Source organism: Geomicrobium sp. JSM 1781026 (genome assembly GCF_041949955.1).
GTDB lineage: Bacteria > Bacillota > Bacilli > Bacillales > Marinococcaceae > Geomicrobium_A.
Genome location: NZ_JBHFQF010000021.1, coordinates 1 through 18,667 on the forward strand (window position 1 = coordinate 1; position 18,667 = coordinate 18,667).

17 protein-coding genes, 1 pseudogene and 1 other annotated feature are annotated in these 18,667 nt (G+C 43.1%); of the genes and pseudogenes, 16 read left to right on the forward strand and 2 right to left on the reverse strand.

All coding sequences use genetic code 11. The features are described from left to right. Positions 1–742: 742 nt before the first annotated feature. The 11 genes and pseudogenes from ACE1TF_RS20185 to ACE1TF_RS20235 all read left to right on the forward strand — a co-directional run bounded on the left by ACE1TF_RS20185 (position 743) and on the right by ACE1TF_RS20235 (position 11,268). Positions 743–2,108 (forward strand): annotated as a pseudogene (locus tag ACE1TF_RS20185) (transposase). An 821-nt stretch (positions 2,109–2,929) separates the two neighbouring features. Next, positions 2,930–3,133: a binding site (T-box leader), on the forward strand. A 47-nt stretch (positions 3,134–3,180) separates the two neighbouring features. Further along, positions 3,181–5,820 carry an alanine--tRNA ligase gene (gene alaS / locus ACE1TF_RS20190; protein WP_375019432.1) on the forward strand — a complete coding sequence of 880 codons (2,640 nt, stop codon included), beginning with the start codon at positions 3,181–3,183 and terminating at the stop codon, positions 5,818–5,820. Between the two features lie 82 nt (positions 5,821–5,902). Continuing rightward, the gene (locus tag ACE1TF_RS20195) at positions 5,903–6,169 is read left to right on the forward strand and encodes an IreB family regulatory phosphoprotein (RefSeq protein WP_042403928.1); all 267 of its coding nucleotides are present in this window, start codon (positions 5,903–5,905) and stop codon (positions 6,167–6,169) included. Continuing rightward, a complete protein-coding gene (ruvX, locus tag ACE1TF_RS20200; RefSeq protein ID WP_042403930.1) occupies positions 6,169–6,588 on the forward strand; it encodes a Holliday junction resolvase RuvX in 420 nt (139 codons plus the stop codon). The genes ACE1TF_RS20195 and ruvX overlap by 1 nt, the downstream gene beginning before the upstream one ends. A gap of 18 nt (positions 6,589–6,606) precedes the next feature. Then, complete coding sequence (locus ACE1TF_RS20205; RefSeq protein ID WP_042403932.1) at positions 6,607–6,933, forward strand: DUF1292 domain-containing protein; 327 nt, start codon at positions 6,607–6,609, stop codon at positions 6,931–6,933. 85 nt (positions 6,934–7,018) lie between these two features. Beyond that, the gene (gene mltG / locus ACE1TF_RS20210) at positions 7,019–8,197 is read left to right on the forward strand and encodes an endolytic transglycosylase MltG (RefSeq protein WP_375019435.1); all 1,179 of its coding nucleotides are present in this window, start codon (positions 7,019–7,021) and stop codon (positions 8,195–8,197) included. Continuing rightward, positions 8,194–8,865, forward strand: a complete 672-nt coding sequence (locus ACE1TF_RS20215) for an O-methyltransferase (protein ID WP_042403934.1) — start codon at positions 8,194–8,196, stop codon at positions 8,863–8,865. The genes mltG and ACE1TF_RS20215 overlap by 4 nt, the downstream gene beginning before the upstream one ends. 140 nt (positions 8,866–9,005) lie before the next feature. After that, positions 9,006–9,479 carry a transcription elongation factor GreA gene (greA, locus tag ACE1TF_RS20220; RefSeq protein WP_042403936.1) on the forward strand — a complete coding sequence of 158 codons (474 nt, stop codon included), beginning with the start codon at positions 9,006–9,008 and terminating at the stop codon, positions 9,477–9,479. 111 nt (positions 9,480–9,590) lie between these two features. Then, entirely contained in the window at positions 9,591–10,196 is a 606-nt protein-coding gene (locus tag ACE1TF_RS20225) for a YrrS family protein (RefSeq protein ID WP_042403937.1), read from the forward strand. A gap of 73 nt (positions 10,197–10,269) precedes the next feature. Further along, positions 10,270–10,971: a 5'-methylthioadenosine/S-adenosylhomocysteine nucleosidase gene (gene mtnN / locus ACE1TF_RS20230; protein ID WP_375019438.1), complete on the forward strand. Its 702-nt coding sequence runs from the start codon at positions 10,270–10,272 to the stop codon at positions 10,969–10,971. A gap of 72 nt (positions 10,972–11,043) precedes the next feature. Beyond that, a complete protein-coding gene (locus tag ACE1TF_RS20235) occupies positions 11,044–11,268 on the forward strand; it encodes a YrhC family protein (RefSeq protein ID WP_375019440.1) in 225 nt (74 codons plus the stop codon). A gap of 8 nt (positions 11,269–11,276) precedes the next feature. On the opposite strand, the gene ACE1TF_RS20240 is transcribed toward ACE1TF_RS20235, so the two are convergent. Next, complete coding sequence (locus ACE1TF_RS20240) at positions 11,277–11,894, reverse strand: NUDIX hydrolase (protein ID WP_375019442.1); 618 nt, start codon at positions 11,892–11,894, stop codon at positions 11,277–11,279. A 21-nt stretch (positions 11,895–11,915) separates the two neighbouring features. Beyond that, on the reverse strand, positions 11,916–13,928 hold the full coding sequence (locus ACE1TF_RS20245) for a S9 family peptidase (RefSeq protein WP_375019444.1): 2,013 nt from the start codon (positions 13,926–13,928) through the stop codon (positions 11,916–11,918). Positions 13,929–14,223: 295 nt separating this feature from the next. On the opposite strand from ACE1TF_RS20245, the gene ACE1TF_RS20250 reads away from it, so the two are divergent. From ACE1TF_RS20250 to sigK, 5 genes are all read left to right on the forward strand, one after another. Then, on the forward strand, positions 14,224–14,484 hold the full coding sequence (locus tag ACE1TF_RS20250) for a hypothetical protein (RefSeq protein WP_052364105.1): 261 nt from the start codon (positions 14,224–14,226) through the stop codon (positions 14,482–14,484). Between the two features lie 61 nt (positions 14,485–14,545). Further along, positions 14,546–14,818: a hypothetical protein gene (locus tag ACE1TF_RS20255; RefSeq protein ID WP_375019446.1), complete on the forward strand. Its 273-nt coding sequence runs from the start codon at positions 14,546–14,548 to the stop codon at positions 14,816–14,818. Between the two features lie 786 nt (positions 14,819–15,604). Then, positions 15,605–15,805, forward strand: coding sequence for an NAD-dependent epimerase/dehydratase family protein (locus tag ACE1TF_RS20260; RefSeq protein ID WP_375019452.1), 201 nt, complete (start codon positions 15,605–15,607; stop codon positions 15,803–15,805). A 136-nt stretch (positions 15,806–15,941) separates the two neighbouring features. Then, positions 15,942–16,193 carry a hypothetical protein gene (locus ACE1TF_RS20265; protein WP_375019448.1) on the forward strand — a complete coding sequence of 84 codons (252 nt, stop codon included), beginning with the start codon at positions 15,942–15,944 and terminating at the stop codon, positions 16,191–16,193. 346 nt (positions 16,194–16,539) lie between these two features. Next, the gene (sigK, locus tag ACE1TF_RS20270) at positions 16,540–17,247 is read left to right on the forward strand and encodes an RNA polymerase sporulation sigma factor SigK (protein WP_375019450.1); all 708 of its coding nucleotides are present in this window, start codon (positions 16,540–16,542) and stop codon (positions 17,245–17,247) included. Positions 17,248–18,667 lie beyond the last annotated feature (1,420 nt).

The window sequence follows — 18,667 nt, forward strand, 5'->3', positions numbered from 1 at the left end:
TTGAAAGATGCTCTCGATATTGTTGAGATACATGTTTTTTTCCCATAAGTTCTTCCACGCTCCTCTTGTATTCCTTTCATTATACAAGACGCTCATTATTGCGTGTCCACTTTTTATACTAACTCTAGGTTACACCTTTTTTCTCCAATATTGGAATCTTTTGAGCTATCTCTGAGTGAAGAGTGTTTAACTCTTTTTCAGAATAATCAACAGAAGAAATTTCTATGGGCACATCTGAGAGATCTTTAAGTGTACTCAAGTTATTATAATGATTATTCTTTATGTTTATATAGATAGTATCATCTTGTAAATATATACCACCAAAATTTTCATTAGAAACATTATTCAATACTTCAGAATGTACTTTTCTTAACTCTTTTGATATATCAATTGCCTCTGGGTTCTATTGGGCGGATGTGCTTTGATTGTTTACGAAAACCGAAATTAACAACAAAGATAATAAAGCTACAAATGTTTTAATAGCAATCAACCTCCATAATATATTTTATTTACTTACAATTTTAAATTTTAAAATAAAACTACCCTCCTTTCATTATTTTCCAGTACCCATGATTAGGGTATTTAAAACATTGTATTTTTAATTGTTATAATATTAACTGATTTCATGATTGCCAGCCTTCACTTCCCAAGGTTTTCACGCCACGAAAAAAGGAGTACCTCCCCAAACAGTCGAATGAGTTAAGTACCCACAAAACTCTAAAGACTGGAGGAAGACTCCCTTATGGCTATTATACGACAAGCGAGCCTGTTTGACCTGCAAGATTTATATGATTTAGAACCTCCCCATCGATTCGATGAGGTATTTTCTGCGATCAATATTGATCCGATCCTTTGGGGGGGGGGGGTCAAAAAAATCCCGGGAGGGTACGCCTTTACAGCTCAACTACCCGGCCATGATTCATGCGCTTCTCATTCGAATTCTGGAGCGAATCCCAACGATCAAAGACTTGGTTCGCCGTTTGCGCCACGACGTGAAGTTCCAACTCGATTGTGGGTTTCTCTTCTCGGATGCTGTCCCTTCTGAAGCCTCGTTTTCACGTTTGGTCACGAAAATCCAACACGCTGAGGTGCTGGCATCCGTTCAATCCGATGTGCTTGTCCAAGTATTTATGGAAGGGTTCATTACCGATGACACCGTCGCCATCGACGCCACTCATCTAAAAGCACGAGACTTAGCGCCCGTAAAGGAAGAGAAATCTGAGAAAATGAAGGAATCCCCTACAAAACGGGGCCGCAAAACCAAAGCCGAGCAGGAAGCTTGGCGTCAAGAGCAGACAGAAAAAGAAGCGGCGCTTTCGCTTTACGATAAGAAAATTGAAGACCAGTTGGACGCCTCTGTTGATCTCTTACGGGCGGAGGTGCCGATGGATCCCAAGTGGGGCATTAAGAAAAACAGCGAAGGCAAGAATGTGTTTTGGTTTGGCTATAAAGGGCAATTTGCCGTCGGAGCCCAAAGCCAGTACATCCTGCAATCGTTGTTCTCTTCGGGGAACTTGAATGATGGAAAAGCCGCGATTGCTTTACTCAAAGGTGTGAAAAAGCAACTGCCAGACCTTGATGTCACGTATTATACAATGGATGCTGCTTATGATGCCCCAGCCATTTATCAACAGGTCCATCAAAATGGATCTAGCTCCGTGATCGCTTATAACAAGCGAAACGAAGCGGAGGCCCTCGGGTTTGACAAGCATTTTGCACCGACGTGCGTCCGGGTACATTCGTATCGGTATGACAGCTACGACCCTCGATATGAAACGCTCAAATATACGCGCCCAAAAGAATGTGCGACATGTCCACTTGCCAGGGATTCCTTATGTCAAAAGGTATATAAAGTGAAGATCAAGCAAAACTTACGTCGGTACAACGCTCCAGCTAGAGGGTCCAAAGCTTGGAAAACCATCTACAATCGCCGAACGGCGATTGAACGCGTCATTGGCTATCTCAAAGAGTTTTTTCAATTGAACAATATTCGGTACCGCAAAGGAAAACGAGCGAACGTGCATTTCGACCTCGTTCACCTACTCTACAATGGAGCAAAGCTCGCTTGTGATCGCCTGACGGAACGTATGAACGAACAACACGCGTAAACTTTTGAAAGCAACCATATTTACATTGATTTACCTGTTTTTTTTAAGAGAAGGACTTATGAAATTGATTCATAAAAGTTGAACGAAAGAATTTCTTCATGAACTAATGGTAGGTCAACCGGTAAAACCTAAAGTTCAACGACTTTGAGATCGATCTTAATCGTTTACAATACACGTAGCAATTATGGGTATATACTGTTATTAACCTCCAAAGTATATGAACCGAGTTGAATGCCAATATTGAGCAACCCCAATTAAGTAATGTCGTCGATTCAGTACCGTTGATTTGAGCGAAAGGCAGTGATGCCTGTAGGAGTTGGAAAGAGACGAGACCCGGAAATCGTCAGAACAAGGAGGCTCGGCTTGTCCTCCGCGGTCAAGTAGTCACAGCGAACACAAGTGAGGTGCTGCACTTATAGTCTGGAGTACATAGAAAATACGGTGGCAGATGTTTCGCCATCCATGTTGCCCTTGTGTTCTGGAGTACAAGCATCCATTTGCAGTGGAAAGCAACAACAAACTTCGCAATTAGGAAAATCTTAAGTTTATTCTATATTGCTACCTTGATAGTCCATAGAGAACTTCGACCCGTTTTCCGACGGACTTAGCACCGACACGCCACATTAGGGAAATCAAACGTTCACCCTATCTACGTAAACAAATCGAGTGATGACGACTAAAAGGCCTCTTAATCATTCATTTTGTTATCCAATTACCTCATGAATCATCTTCTAAACGTGACATTTTTGATCAATCAACCCCCTTCAAGCGTCGCTGCCCTTGACATGAGGGGGGAATTCGTTAAAAATAGGAACATATATGAGAACATGTCGACGGAACAAGTAAATTCATTATCTTTTCACAGAGATCCTTTCCACGGCTGAAAGAAGGGGATGGGTAATGGATTGAAAGCTACTCCTGAGTGCAAGTAAACCTTGCCGCCTTGCAGCGTTAAAAGCATTCGAGTGAAGCGTTGTTTGACGTTTAATGAGGGTGGTACCGCGAGAATATGTCTCGTCCCTTGGTGGGATGGGGCTTTTTTGTGTTTAAAAATTGATTGGGGGTTTGAGTTATGAAGACGTTAACTTCTGCTGAAGTGCGCCAAATGTTTATTGATTTCTTTAAGGAGAATGGGCACGATGTTGAACCGAGTGCTTCGCTCGTTCCACACGAAGATCCTTCTTTGTTATGGATTAATAGTGGTGTAGCCACACTAAAAAAATACTTTGATGGTCGAGTCGTTCCGGAGAATCCTAGAATTGTGAATGCGCAAAAGGCCATTCGGACGAACGACATCGAAAACGTCGGAAAGACGGCGCGTCACCATACGTTTTTTGAGATGCTCGGCAATTTCTCCATCGGTGATTACTTTAAAGAAGAAGCGATTGAGTTGGCGTGGGAATTTCTCACGAGTGACCGCTGGGTCGGTTTTGATGCGGAGAAACTTAGTGTGACGGTACACCCTGAAGACCAAGAGGCGTATGGCTATTGGAAAAACAATATCGGCCTACCTGTCGAGCGAATTATTCGGCTGGAAGAGAACTTTTGGGACATCGGTGAAGGGCCAAGTGGGCCGAACTCAGAAATCTTTTATGACCGAGGCGAAGCGTATGGCAATGATGAGACGGACCCGGAATTGTATCCAGGGGGAGAGAATGAACGTTATTTAGAAATTTGGAACCTTGTATTCTCCCAGTTTAACCATAACCCGGATGATACGTACACGCCGCTACCGAATCAAAACATTGATACAGGGATGGGTTTAGAACGTGTCGTGTCGGTCATTCAAGATACAAAAACAAACTTTGAAACCGATTTGTTCATGCCAATTATTCAAGAAACTGAGAAGCTGTCAGGGAAAAAGTATGGAAACAATGACACAGATGATACAGCGTTTAAAGTGATTGCTGACCATGCGAGAACGGTTTCGTTTGCGGTCGGTGACCGGGCGCTCCCGTCGAATGAAGGCAGAGGATATGTACTGCGCAGATTGCTAAGAAGAGCGGTTCGATATGCACAAACCCTCGGTTTGGACGAACCTTTTATGTACAAACTCGTCCCCGTCATTGGTGATGTTATGAAAGCGTACTACCCTGAAGTGGAAGCGAACACGCCGTTTATTCAAAAGGTTATTCAAAGTGAAGAAGAGCGTTTCCATGAAACCCTTTCGGATGGATTGAACATGTTAAATCAAGTCATTCAGACAGCTAAGAACGAGGGCAAAGCACAAGTTGACGGAGCTGATGTGTTTAAACTGTATGATACGTATGGTTTTCCAGTTGATTTAACAGAAGAATATGTAGTGGATGCGGGTCTGACTGTTGATACTCTCGGTTTCGAGACAGAGATGGAGGCACAAAGATCAAGGGCGAGAGCTGCACGTAAAGAAGATGCCTCCATGCAAAGTCAAAATGAGACGCTGCGTACGTTAGACGTAGAGAGCACGTTTGTTGGCTATGATCAGTATGCAGCAAATACGACGGTTCGAGCGATTGTCCTCGGTCAAAATCATGTTGAACATGTTCAAGAAGGAGACACCGCAGTTGTCATTTTAGAAGAGACGCCGTTTTATGCTGAAAGCGGTGGACAAGTGGCAGACGCAGGAACGATTGCAGCTGAAGGTTTACAAGCTGAAGTGACAGGGGTAACACGGGCGCCGAACGGTCAACCTTTACATGAAGTAAACATCATTCGGGGTACACTTACTGTTGGACAGCCTGTTCTTGCACAAATTAATGAACAGGCGCGAAAAGCGACGGAGAAAAACCACTCTGCGACTCACTTGTTACATCAAGCACTTAAAGATGTGCTCGGCGATCATGTAAATCAGGCAGGTTCTTACGTAGGTCCGGATCGTTTGCGGTTTGACTTCTCTCATTTCGGGCAAGTAACAGAGGAAGAGATGAAGCAGATTGAACAGGTGGTGAACGAGCGCATCGCCGCCAATTATCGGGTTATGACTGAGGAAACAACGGTCGAAGAGGCAAAAGCAAAAGGGGCGATGGCGCTTTTCGGTGAGAAGTACGGCAGTGTCGTTCGGGTTGTACACATTGGTGAATACAGCATTGAACTTTGTGGTGGATGTCATGTTCGTAGTTCAGGTGAAGTCGGAACGTTTAAGCTCGTCTCTGAAGGCGGTATTGGAGCAGGGGTTCGAAGAATTGAAGCAATGACTGGAACAGGTGCATACAAGTATACGGTTGACCGGTTAGAATTGCTTGATCGGACCCAACAACTTCTCAAAGTAAAAACGAACGAAGATGTACCTAGACGCGTGACACAATTGCTAGAAGAACTGAAAGAGAAGGATCGAGAAATTGAATCCATGTCTGCGAAATTGGGCAACATGGATGCCAAGAAGCTTTTGGATGAAAAGAAAGAAATTAACGGTGTACACGTCGTCGCTGGCATTGTTCCTGAGCGTGACATGGATGGGCTTCGTCAAATTGCTGATGAGTTGAAACAACAGCTTACAGAAGGTATCGTTGTGCTTGGAACGAGTAAAGACGGGAAAGTAAACCTCGTTACGACGGTCAGCAAGGAGCTAATTGCCAGAGGCTACAAAGCCGGAGACATCGTCAAACAAGCGGCAGCTATTTGTGGCGGTGGCGGCGGCGGTCGCCCGGACATGGCACAAGCTGGAGGGAAACGTCCAGAGAAGCTACAAGAAGCAATTGAGGCGGTTCCTGAGATTGTTCGCTCCATTTCATAAATAGAAAAAATCATGTACAATGTAGAAAACGATCAATACGCTCAAAGCATTGCGTTGAAATCGAGAAATGAGGTGGCCCTCCATGAGCTCTAAAGACAATACAGTTAAGTTTAACGTTCAGGATGATTCAGCGAAGGTTGATGTACAGGAGCTACTCAACACAGTCTACAACGCATTGGATGAAAAAGGGTACAACCCGATTAATCAAATCGTCGGGTATCTTCTTTCAGGTGATCCGGCATACATCCCGAGGCATAACGATGCTCGTACACTCATTCGGCGCTTGGAGAGAGACGAGCTGATTGAAGAGCTCGTTCGACACTACTTGAAGGACAACCCTTCCTCTTAATGAGAACGCTAGGACTAGACATTGGAGATCACCGGATTGGTGTAGCGGTTAGCGATCTTTTCGGCTGGACCGCGCAAGGCTTACAAACGATCCACGTGAAAGGCAAAGACGACACGATGGAAGAGTTACGATCATTGATCGTTGAACAAGAAGTGTCTAAAGTCGTCATTGGTTTGCCGAAGAATATGGACGGTTCAATAGGGCCTAGAGCTGAGAAATGTCAAGAATTTGGCCGGGAGTTGGCCGAACGAGTCGAAGTGGTCGTTGAATTTTGGGATGAACGACTAACAACGAAATCTGCCGAGCGAACGTTAATTGAAGCAGACATGAGCCGGCAAAAACGAAAAAAGGTTGTCGACAAAATTGCTGCAGTGTTAATATTACAAGGGTATTTAGACCATACTGCACAAAGGCAATAAATTATAGAGGTGAATGAGATGTTAGAAGATAATGAGCGAATTGTAATTCCTGATCCAGATGGTGAAGGAGAACATGTATTTGAAGTGATGTTTACGTTTGAAATCGACGATACAGAGAAGACGTACGTTGTTGTTACCCCAGTCGTTGATGATGAAGAGGAAGAAGAAGATGAAGAAGTAGAGATCTTTGCTTTCCAATATGAAGAAAGCGCGGATGACCCTGAAGGCTACACATTGCATCAAATCGAATCGGACGAAGAGTGGGAAGTTGTCGAAGAAACCATCGCAACTCTCTTGGAAGAAGATGAGACACTACTCGTTGACGATAAAAACGATCTGCAGTAGTATGGGATGAGATCTTCCGGTCCGATATATTGGGCCGGATTTCTTTTCGCTTTAGGACTTATGGACAATGAGGAGGGGAACCCTCTTGGCGGAAGAACGAAATGAAAAAGTAACGGATCCGTTGGCAAAGCGGGCTGAGACTTCAAGAAAGGTCCGTAAAATTGTACTTATTACATTAGGGGCGATGGTGTTGCTCATAGGTGGTGCAGTTTTATATGGATATTTTTACATTCAATCAGCGGTTTCACCGGTGGATGCTTCCAGTGAAGAAGTCGTTGAAGTCGAAATCCCAATTGGTTCAACAGCGACGGGCATTGGGGAAATTTTGGAAGATGAAGGGCTTATACAAAATGCAACAATCTTTCGATATTATGCCCGATATCAGAACTTCACTGGTTTTCAAGCTGGCAACTATGAGTTATCCAAGTCTATGGATATGGACGACATGATGCATGCCTTGCAAGACGGTGTATATATGGAAGAGTATGCCCACACATTTATTATTCCAGAAGGGCATCAACTTGAACAAATTGCCGTTCGCATTGCAGATGAAACGGACTACGATGAAGAAGACATTATGGACGTGCTCACAGATGATGAGTGGATGGAAGACTTGTATGAAGAGTATTCTTTTCTCGAAGACGATATTTTTGACAGTGATGTTCGCTACGCTCTTGAAGGGTATCTCTTCCCCGCAGCTTATGATTTTCTAGAAGAAGATACGCCAATTGAAGAAATGATTGAAAGCATGTTGCAACGAATGGCACAAGTATATGAATCTGTTCAAACGGATATTGTTGAAGAGAACGGTGATTTCGGGCCTGCAGAAGAGTTGAATGTACATGAAGTATTGACGCTCGCTTCCATTATTGAAAGAGAAGCCGCAACAGCTGAAGATCGCCGGTTAATTTCAGGCGTACTCCACAATCGTTTAGAAGAAGGCATGCGTTTGGAAGTCGACCCAACGGTAGCTTATGCCATTGGTGAACATCGGTATATGACGAGTTTTGATGATTTAGAAACGGAAGACCCGTATAATACGTATCGATACGGTGGCTTACCGCCAGGACCGATTGCAAGCCCAGGCGAAGATTCCATTCGTTCTGTATTCGCTCCAGAAGAGAGTGAATACCTATTCTTCTATGCTCGCTTCGGTGGTGAAGTGATTTACTCGAATACGTATGAAGAGCATAACGAAGTGCATCAACAATACCGTGATGAGTGGATTGAGGGTCAAGCAGAAGAGGATGAAGAAGACTCGTGAGTGCAGACCGAATCCAATATGTTAACCAGTTAAATAAATCGGTTGAACGACATGTTCCGACGATTACAGAGATGGAAGAGTATGCGAAGGAACATCACGTGCCTATACTTGATCAAGGGAGTACAAGCTTCTTAACGCAGATGATTCAACTTTCAGGTGCGAAGAGAATCCTTGAGGTGGGCACAGCGATTGGCTATTCTTCTTTACAAATGGCGAACGTTCATCAAGACATCGAGGTCGTCACCATAGAACGAGACAGTGAGCGTGCTCGTATGGCAAGAAATTTTCACTCACAGTGCGGAATGGACCGCCAAATCTCAATTTTAGAAGGAGATGCTTTTGAGTTCGAAGAGACACTCCAATCGAGCGAACCATTCGACTTTTTATTTATCGATGCATCTAAAGGGCATAATCGAGCGTTTGTAAATGCATTTTCTCCACGCTTAAAAAGTGGTGGAGTAATGGTTGTCGACAATGTATTGTTTCGTGACTATGTGACGGGTGACCTAGACATTCCGAAACGGTTTCGACAAATGGTAAAAAAACTACAAGCGTTTAATGACTGGCTAAGTAACCACCCGCAGTTCTCGACAACGTATTACACAATTGGAGATGGAATGGCGGTTTCGATCAAGCGGTCCATGACAAATGATGCCGAGAAATTATGATAGAAAATATTTGTAATTTGATGGTTACATGCGTATGATAAAAGCAGATTAGCATACGTGTAGATATGATTGATATAAGAAGGAAAGTGCGAAAGCAATTCGTACTTTTCTTCTTACCAGTTTAGAGGAGTGATTAGAAAATGGCAGAGGATAAAAAGTATTACATGACAGAAGAAGGCTTACAAAAGCTGGAAGAAGAACTGGAGTACCTAAAAACGACGAGAAGACAAGAAGTCGTTGAACGAATTAAAACCGCTCGTGACTTTGGGGATCTCTCCGAGAACTCTGAATATGATACAGCGAAAGACGACCAAGCATTTGTTGAAGGTCGAATTAGCCAGATCGAAAATATGATCCGCAATTCTGTAATCATTGAAGACGATGGAAACAATGATGAGGTTTCACTTGGAAAGTCTGTTACGTTCAAAGAATTACCTGACGGTGAAGATGAAGTTTACACGATTGTCGGAAGTGCAGAGTCGGACCCGCTTGAAGGAAAGATCTCCAATGACTCCCCGATGGCACAAAGTCTTCTAGGTAGAAAGGTTGGAGACCGAGCGAGCGTTTCAACGCCTGGTGGGGATATGGAAGTAGAAATTATCCGCATTCAATAGGGAAGAGTAAAATTCCGACAAAATAACCTTTCATCCGATCAGTAAATCCTTTAATATAAAGGGTACAAGTATAGTCTTGTATAATGAATGGATGATAATAGGTGATAACATATGGATGAAAACCAGCAGTATCAACGTGAAAGTCGTGCTCATATGCGCAAGAAACGAACCATTAATCGCATGCTCAACGTATCCATTGGCGTCGTCGTTTTGCTGATCGGTTTTTTCATGTTTACCCTGCTGTTCTCTGAATCGGAAGAAGTAGCCGACGATGAGGTTGATGAAGAAATTGATAATGAAACGGATATCGAAGAAGACGAAGATCCGCTTGATATTACAGAGCCAGAAAACGACGAAGAAGAAATTACCGAACCGATTGAAGAGGATGCCATTGAAGAAGATGATGAGGACGATGATTCAGAGGAATCCGATTCATCCCTTACACCTCCTGAAGACGGTGATTTTCAGCCGATTGGTACAGAGCAAGAATCACTAGATTTTACATTTACTGACGGTACTCAAAACCGTGCAGAAATGATGCAAGCGATGGAGTATGCAACAGGAATCCCTGAGGAAGATTGGGATTATCTTGAGCGTATCGAAAATAATGGTGGGCATGGATTGGCACGAGGCACGATGTATTATGAAGGAAGCCCGTATCGCGTTGAGATGGAATGGGTTGAAGATGAAGGTTGGCTCGTCACAAATGTAGAATAGGAAGTAACGGATTGCCTGTCGTTGTACGAACAACTTCAGGCTATTGTTACGTAAAGTGCTAAGTAGGGAAGGAATGGGTGTTGTGAAGATTGGCATTATCGGGGCAATGGAAGAAGAAGTTCGAACGATAGCAGCAAACTTGAGTAACCGAAAGGAAAAAGAGATTGCAGGTTGTTATTTCTATGAAGGGCTTCTGTACGACAATGAAATCATACTTATGAAATCAGGAATTGGCAAAGTAAACGCTGCAATCGGAACGACGCTCATGATTGAACTTTACAAACCTGATGTAGTCGTCAATAGCGGCGTTGCAGGAGGGCTTGATCGGACGATGAGTGTGGGTGACATCGTTATATCGACGGAAGTCCGCTATAACGACGTGGATGCAACAGTGTTTGGCTATGAATTTGGGCAAGTGCCGGCAATGCCTGCGGCGTACGTTGCAGATAACAACCTCCAAGAAGCAGTGAGCGGCGCTGCTAAGAAAAATAACATATCGATCGAACCGGGCCTCGTATTATCTGGAGATTCATTTATGAGCGATGAAACAAGAATTGATGAGCTTAAAGGGGTATTTCCAGAAGCATTGTGTACGGAAATGGAAGCCGGAGCGATCGCGCAAGTCGCGTACCGATTTGATTGTCCATTCTTAATCATTCGCGCATTAAGCGATATTGCCGGACAAGAAGCGTTACAGTCGTATGATTCATTTCTAAACACAGCTTCGAAAATCTCGGCAGACCTCGTTCAGACGATGGTTATGGACATGAAATAATTCCCTGCTCCCGCGCCTCTGTTTACATGCTAGAATGATAGCGATGGTACGGAGGAGGTTGAGGTGGGGAATATGGAATCGAAACATACGAAAGACATCCGTATAAAAACGACAGATTATCAACGGTTTGCAGCGGTCTTTTTGCTCGTTTCATTGTTTTTATCAGTCGGCTTTTTACTCCCTGAATCTTCAAAAGGGATGCGTTCTATAGATGATTTATTGTTATGGACAGCAACGCTTTTTGGTGCGTTATATTGCATGACTTGTAGCTTAAAATGGCAAAACAAAGACGAGTGAACTTTTGTTCACTCGTCTTTTTCGTTAAATACTTCGAGAAAATGTTCAAGGATTCTCGCAGTGAGTCCCCAAATGTGCCGCCCCTCATGTTCATAGAACAGTTCAGGTAATTTTGCTGTTCGAAATGGGTAGTTACGCCCGCCAGCAATCCGTTCATAAGGAAAGTCTTCTGGAGGTTCTGGACGTAAAGGTATTGGAATTCGCTCCGGGGTTTGCTTTAACAAATCAGCAATCGGAACCGTAAAAAGTTCCTCCACTTCATCATTTGGTGCGAGTGGTGTTGGATCAATTGAAAATACATGAGGGTACACGACAATCCCGTAAGGGGTCAACCAACGGTCGAGACTCGAGATATGTGCTGCTTTGGACCGAGGGATGCCCGTCTCTTCACTTAGTTCTCGTGCAGCGGCCTCTACTGAAGTGAGGTCTTCTGTTTCGATTTTTCCCCCGGGAAAACAAATATCACCAGGTTGTCGTCGCATTTTGCTGCTTCGCACTTGAAACAACAGCACTGGTTCGTCGTTTTCGTACATTATCGGTAAGGCTACCGCAAACTGTACGGCTTCTTTTTCTCCTATAACTCCTGGTTGACGGTATTTTAATTTGCGAAAAAAAGAGTCTCTCATCGCTGTGCTCCCCCTATGAAGTCACCCGTGTTCAATCACTTTAGACTGAACCGGAATATACGACTCAAACCAATTGACGATTTCTTTGAGACGCTTTTTACGAAGCGCTGGAGGCCCGCTCCGGCTTAATTCGTGATTGGCATTAGGAAAGCGAACGAATTCGGTTTCTTTGCCAAGGTGTTTTAGTGTTTGGAACCATTGCTCGCCTTGTTCGATCGGACAACGTAAATCTTGTTCACCATGAAGGATAAGCAGAGGCGTCTCTACATCTTTTGCATATTTTAATGGAGAATGGTTCCATAGCTTTTCCGGGTCTTCTAGCAAATGAGCCCCGATCTCCCATTTTGTAAAGAAATAGCCGATATCGCTTACCCCATAAAAACTAAGCCAATTGGAAATGGAACGTTGGGTAACAGCAGCTTTGAATCGATTGGTGTGTGAAACCATCCAGTTCGTCATAAACCCGCCATAGCTACCACCTGTCACACCTATATTGTCGACGTCAATCCAACCATAAGCATCAACTGTTTGATCAACTGCGCTTAACAAGTCTGTATAATCGTTGCCACCATAATCCCCGCGCACAGCATCTACAAACGTTTGTCCGTACCCGTAGCTTCCCCGTGGATTTGTATACAATACCGCATAACCTTTTCCAGCTAACACTTGCAGCTCATGAAAAAATGCATACCCATACATCGCATGAGGCCCGCCATGTACTTCTAATATGAGTGGGTACGATTGATCTTCTTGGAATCCAAACGGCTTTAATAGCCAACCTTCAATCGTCCAACCGTCATCTGCAGTAAATGAATGAGTGATTGGCTGGCTGAGCTCGACTTCATCTAAAATCGAGGCATTTAAATGTGTAAGTGGATGAGCTTTGTCACTTGTCTCCAGTAAAAATAAATTGCTCGGGTCTGTCGGCTGGCTAATGCCCACAATAAACGTATCGCTCGTGCGGTGATAGCTATACTCAAATACGTGCGCATTTTCTTCGTAGAGAACCGTTAACTCGCCATCCAACGACAATGAGAACAATCCCGTTTTTCCATAACGGCTAGCGGTCGTTATAACGTTTTGGTTGTCTTTCCATACATAGCCTGGGTTGCCCGCACTTGAATTCCAGTCGCTAATCATACTGTCTGGAAACTGCATGTCATATGCTTTTGTAATAACGTTTGTGCCTTGAGATGTTTTGATATAGATCTCTGTTTGTGTAGAGCCAGCAAATCCCTTTTGATGCCCCGTATAGCTAAATAATGAACCGTCTGGTGACCAGCCAGGTAATGAATAGAGGCCATCCCCACTCGTCGCCTGTTCCAAAGATTTGTCGGCAAGATTCATAATAAATATGTCAGTAAGCTGTTCACCGTCTCCGTGCTTATTCATGGCGAAGCTCACTTTTGTGCCGTCAGGGTGCCATGTAGGTGTTACAACGTCTTGGGAGCCTTCTGTAAGCCGTGTAATCTCTCTTGTATCAATTGTATAGAGCAACAGCTGTGAAACCGTCTCATCGTGCCAACCACGACTGTCTGATTTATGCTTAAGACGTGTGATTCTGAGCGGTTCTTTTTGTTTTCGTTCTCGTTCTTCTTTCTTCGCTTCAGAAGAAAGTTCGCCTTCGTTGTACACATGAGTATCTGGAAGCACATGAGCGGAGAAAAGTAACGTTTTGCCATCCGGTGACCAATGGGGAGTCCCTGCTCCGTATTTCAAAAAAGTTAGCTGTTGCGGTTCTCCGCCGGTCGTAGGAATCATCCATAACTGGTTCGTTCCGCTTCGATTGGATAGAAATACGAGTTGCTTACCATCAGGAGAGAAACGGGGGGTGTGGTCTAAAACATCGCCGAACGTCCATTGCTGATGCTCGTGTTCAGCCACTGAGCTAGCATATAGATGACTGTTGTAACTGTCCGCGTCATTAATGCTCGTTTTTATGTACACATAATCATTACCATCTGGGTGAAACTGTACGTCAGACACGCGTTCTAAGTTGCTCATATCTTCAATTGTCATTGCTCGTTTATTCATGCGAGTGCCTCCCTTAAAGAAAATATAAAAAATTTCAATTAGTATCATTTTAAGTGATTTCACTCGTGTTGACAATCCAGATGAACTGGCGGGCGTGCCGATGCGTTAGGGGAGATCAAAACCAGCCGAACAATAAGAACCGAAATTTCTCCTCGACCGGAGTCACCGATAATACTTATAGACTTTAAAAAAGATGGACAGGAGCATATTTCATAACTTCATGATTTGAATACCTATACCGCTCTTGATATCGGACATATTATTAAAAGAAACCAAAAATAAGGAGGATTTAGCAATGGGGTATTGTAAAAAATACAACAAAGGTTTTGGAGAGGAAAGTAAGTTCGACGATAATGATGTGGCAAGTGTGTGGGTGAATAGTGATAACAAAAACCGTAACGATAATGAGAACATCTTAAAAGATAAAAACTACAATTACAACAATAACGATAACAAAGCTTATGTGCAGAACAGTGGAAACTCTTACGTTGATGTTCATGTAGATTCAGAAGCTTTTGCTAGAGCGAGAGCTCGTCAAAACAGAGAAGAGTTTTAATTTAATTAAGAGAGGATGCTGTTTAATTATAGCATCCCTTCTATATTGGAGGGTTTATTGAGTGTATAGACGTGAGGATGTAATACCGAGCCGGCAGAAATTTGATACACAATCAATCATTTCAAAAAGCGGTAATTCAGATGTCGATGTGACAGTTAATGTTGAAACAACTGCGTTAGCTTATGCATTAGCGTGTTTTTACTATGCCGATGGTAGTCTTGATAGGGAGCAATATACTAAAATGTTGGATGAGTTAGATTATCAATTTGGTAAAAGAGGTATGGGTACATCTGAAAAAAACTATGAACCAAAAAGAAGAAATTGGTTATTTTAATTATAAAGGAAAATCATTTATATAATTGCTCATCACAGATGGGCATTTTTTAATTAGAATAAAGTTGCGATTCTCGCCATAGAGTACAAATAATATTTTTAATAGTGTTAGTCGCATAAAAGTAGACAACAAAGATTTACGGCAGCTTTTTCTAGTCATCAATCATTTCTATAGTTGCGTTGGAATCATCAGGTGTTTTCGCTATGCCGTGCAATGGGTGATTAATAGCATTCTCCAATCTAAAAGTGCGTAGTCTTCAGTTTCTAAATTGAGTCTGCAATTTCTATTGACAGGACAAATGCTTACGTATACCTTGCCAAAAGTGAAGAGAGCATTAACAAATAACCGACCATTGTTTTACCTTGAATTTCAACATTGTTCAGCTCTGTTGTATATGCCGTAAGTTAATTTTGTTGCTAAGAGTAGAGATGAAAACTCTTCAGCTATATAGAATAAACTGAACATTTTCCTAATTGCACAGTTTGTTGTTGCTTTCCACTGCAGGCGGATGCTTGCACTCCGGACTATAAGTGCAACATCGGTGGCCAAAGTACGCCCACCGTGTTTTCTTTACACTCCAGAGCACAAGGGCAACATCCCTCGAAATCAATTAAACACTATACATACATTTCAAGTGCATCAATCTATAAGGATTTTTCAAAAGTTGGTCTCATTGAGGGGGACGAAACAAAGAGTGTATCAAGTGATAAAATAGCTGAGTTAACAAAAGGAACAGCAGGACCTGTCTATGGTCCTCACTACGGAGAATTAAAGGTAGCAGGGTAGCTGGAAGCTGAGAAAAATCTACCGTACCGTACACTAGTAGTACGTTCTGGACAAGTGGTAGGTCCACATGACTATAGTGGCCGATTGCCATATTGGGTTCACAGAATGAAACAAGGTGGGGATGTTATCGCACCAGGTGATCGTAAACGCCAAGTCCAAATTATTGATGTTAGGGATTTAGCAAGTTGGGGTCGTAAATAGAGTAGAAGAAAGAGTTACAGGTATATATAATGTTACTGGACCATCATACAAATTGACAATGGAAGAACTACTGAATACATGTAAAGACGTTTGTAACCCGAATACAAAACTAATATGGATAGAAGAAGAGTTTTTGTTGAACAATCAAATAAAGCCTTGGGATGAATTACCTTTATGGCTCCCAGAAGCATTAAACGGTGCTGCTTCAGTAAACAACGAAAAGGCTTTAAACGAGGGACTGTCATTTTTACCGTTGAGACAAACAATAGAAGATGTGAACAGTTGGTTAGATTATAAAGGTAATAGCAATACATCGGACTTCGCTACAGTACTTTCTAAGGAAAAAGAATCTAAAATTATAGACGCATGGAAACAACTGTCGCGTTAGTGTAACGCTTGTAATCAAACGATATGATCATGCGGTTCAATGGTTTCTTTTTATTCCGTAAGTTCAATATTGACGTCTTCCTCAAAAATTCAAAACAATGAATGTCTAATTAAACATACCGAATTCGAAAGCGCCATTACCGACCGTTATGCAAGGCGAATTTTTACACAGAGCGTACGAGATCAATTTGCCTTGGATAAGTAGGGAGATGTTTTGTTAAAGAGTAAATCAGGCAGAGCATAAAACCAGCCGAATAACAAAAAGCCAATTTTCTCCTCGTCCGGAGTCACCGACCAGGCCATTGCCTGCATAAGATGGATGGAGGTGATCTTGGGAGGGATTCGGTATGTCGGGTATACTCGCAGGGATTGTGTTTGTATTTAAAGAGATGATGTTGTTTGTTTCATACGTAAAGAACCACGCGTTCCCACAACCACTTTCGAAAGAAGAGGAAAAAGAATGCTTGGAAAAAATGAAGGAAGGCGACGAAAACGCAAGGAACTTACTCATTGAACATAACTTACGGCTTGTCGCACATATCGTCAAGAAATTCGAAAGTACGAAAGAAGACACAGAAGACCTCATCTCCATCGGAACGATCGGACTCATTAAAGGGATAGAAAGCTACTCGCCAAACAAAGGTACGAAGCTCGCAACGTATGCGGCACGGTGTATTGAGAATGAGATCCTTATGCATTTACGTTCACTAAAGAAAGTGCGTAAAGACGTTTCCATTAACGAACCGATTGGTGCAGACAAAGAAGGAAATGAGCTCAGTCTCATGGAAATTCTCCAAGATGACGCACCAGACATCGTCGATGCGTTGCAACTGAAGATGGAGAAAAAACAAATATACGAGTGCATTCACGTTCTATCCGAAAGGGAAAAAGAAGTCGTCGTCGGTCGTTTCGGTCTTGGTGAAGACGAGGAGCGCACTCAGCGCGAAATCGCAAAGGATTTAGGCATCTCAAGGAGCTACGTGTCTCGAATCGAAAAACGAGCTTTATTAAAGCTCTTCCAGGCGTTTTATAAACAGCAAAAAGGTGAATTGTAGAAGAAAAGTTTCGTACTCTTGATCTTAACTGGTCGTCAACGAATTTAAATTAGCTAACCCTCAACCTCGTCGTATAGGTAGGTTGAGGGTTTTCACTGTGGGGATTTTTAATATTAGTGAGAAGGTATGACCGGGCAGACCGACGAAAAATCGCATGTTTTTATAACAACATTCGGTTTAAACATCACAACTTCACGTTGCTGGGTGAAGGGTTTACGCACGCTCATGGGATAAACTGGAATCTTGTGATCTATATAAGTTGAACGAAAGAATTTCACTGAATCCGATGACCCGGATCGGTCTTTACAGGCAAACGCCTACCGATCGTCTGTTGAAGTTCATCTCACTTCGATGTCGCTCGTTGTTCGTTACTGCAAGGGTTGTGGGAAACACAAAAGACGTTTGCTGAATGGAAAAAAGGCTTGACCGATGGTCACCACCTCGCGCAAGCGTGTGATAACTTGGCACGTATGTGACAATCCAGCCTTTAAACCGTGCACTTCCGGCCCTCAACGGTCACATATATCGTGATTTGTGACCGTTGACTTCGTTTATGTGCGCATCCACGTTTAACATGATGATTTTTCTTTCCTAAGTGTCACAAAAATGAATATATGGGGCATTTGGACGTCTTTCCACACCGTGACCAGTAGGCAAAAGCGTGAACCGTGTTACTCTTATGACCTGAAGGACATAGAAAACACGGCGGGCGTATTCTGGCCGCCGATGTTGCCCTTGTGCTCTGGAGTGTAACCATCCGCCTGAAGTGGAATGCAACAACAAACTGCCCAATTAGGAAAATATTAAGTTCACCCGATATAGATCATGTCCGAAACGATCTAATGGAAAGGACGAAAGAATTTCATTGGATGCCAGGCCTTAGAGAATCTATCGTTATTTTGTGTGATTTGACTGTTATGGCAAAGAGTGTCTTCATACCTCGTTGGCGTAGTTAAATTACTCCAATTGTGCTATGCCGAGTCGGGCAGGGAGCGTGGTTCAGATTGTGCGCGCTAGTTTACACTTTTTGCGATCAAGTTTGCTCTTTTTAGCGATTTTAGCGCTCATTTCGTAAAACTTGCGCGCAGTTTGTTCCAACTAGAGCGCAGATTGGACTAAATCGAACACCTCACGACCTATCGGTCCCAGCGGGGCCGAACTGAAATCGGTCTTGGTTCGGCGCGACTCGCGCCGACGGAAGTTTTGCGCTTGCAACTCGGGGTGCGGGGGCTGGGCGTGCGACTCATTGAAAATCGCTTTGGAACTAGATTGTTGATCGATTTCTTTAAAGGGAGTCAAGTCCAGATTTATGTGTAAAAGTGTTACAACGAGTAGCCAAGTCATTCATTTAGGTTTGAGGTGTTGCGTTCAAGGGGCCTGCAGGCCCCTTGAAAAATCATTTCTCATCTGAACTTTTTCG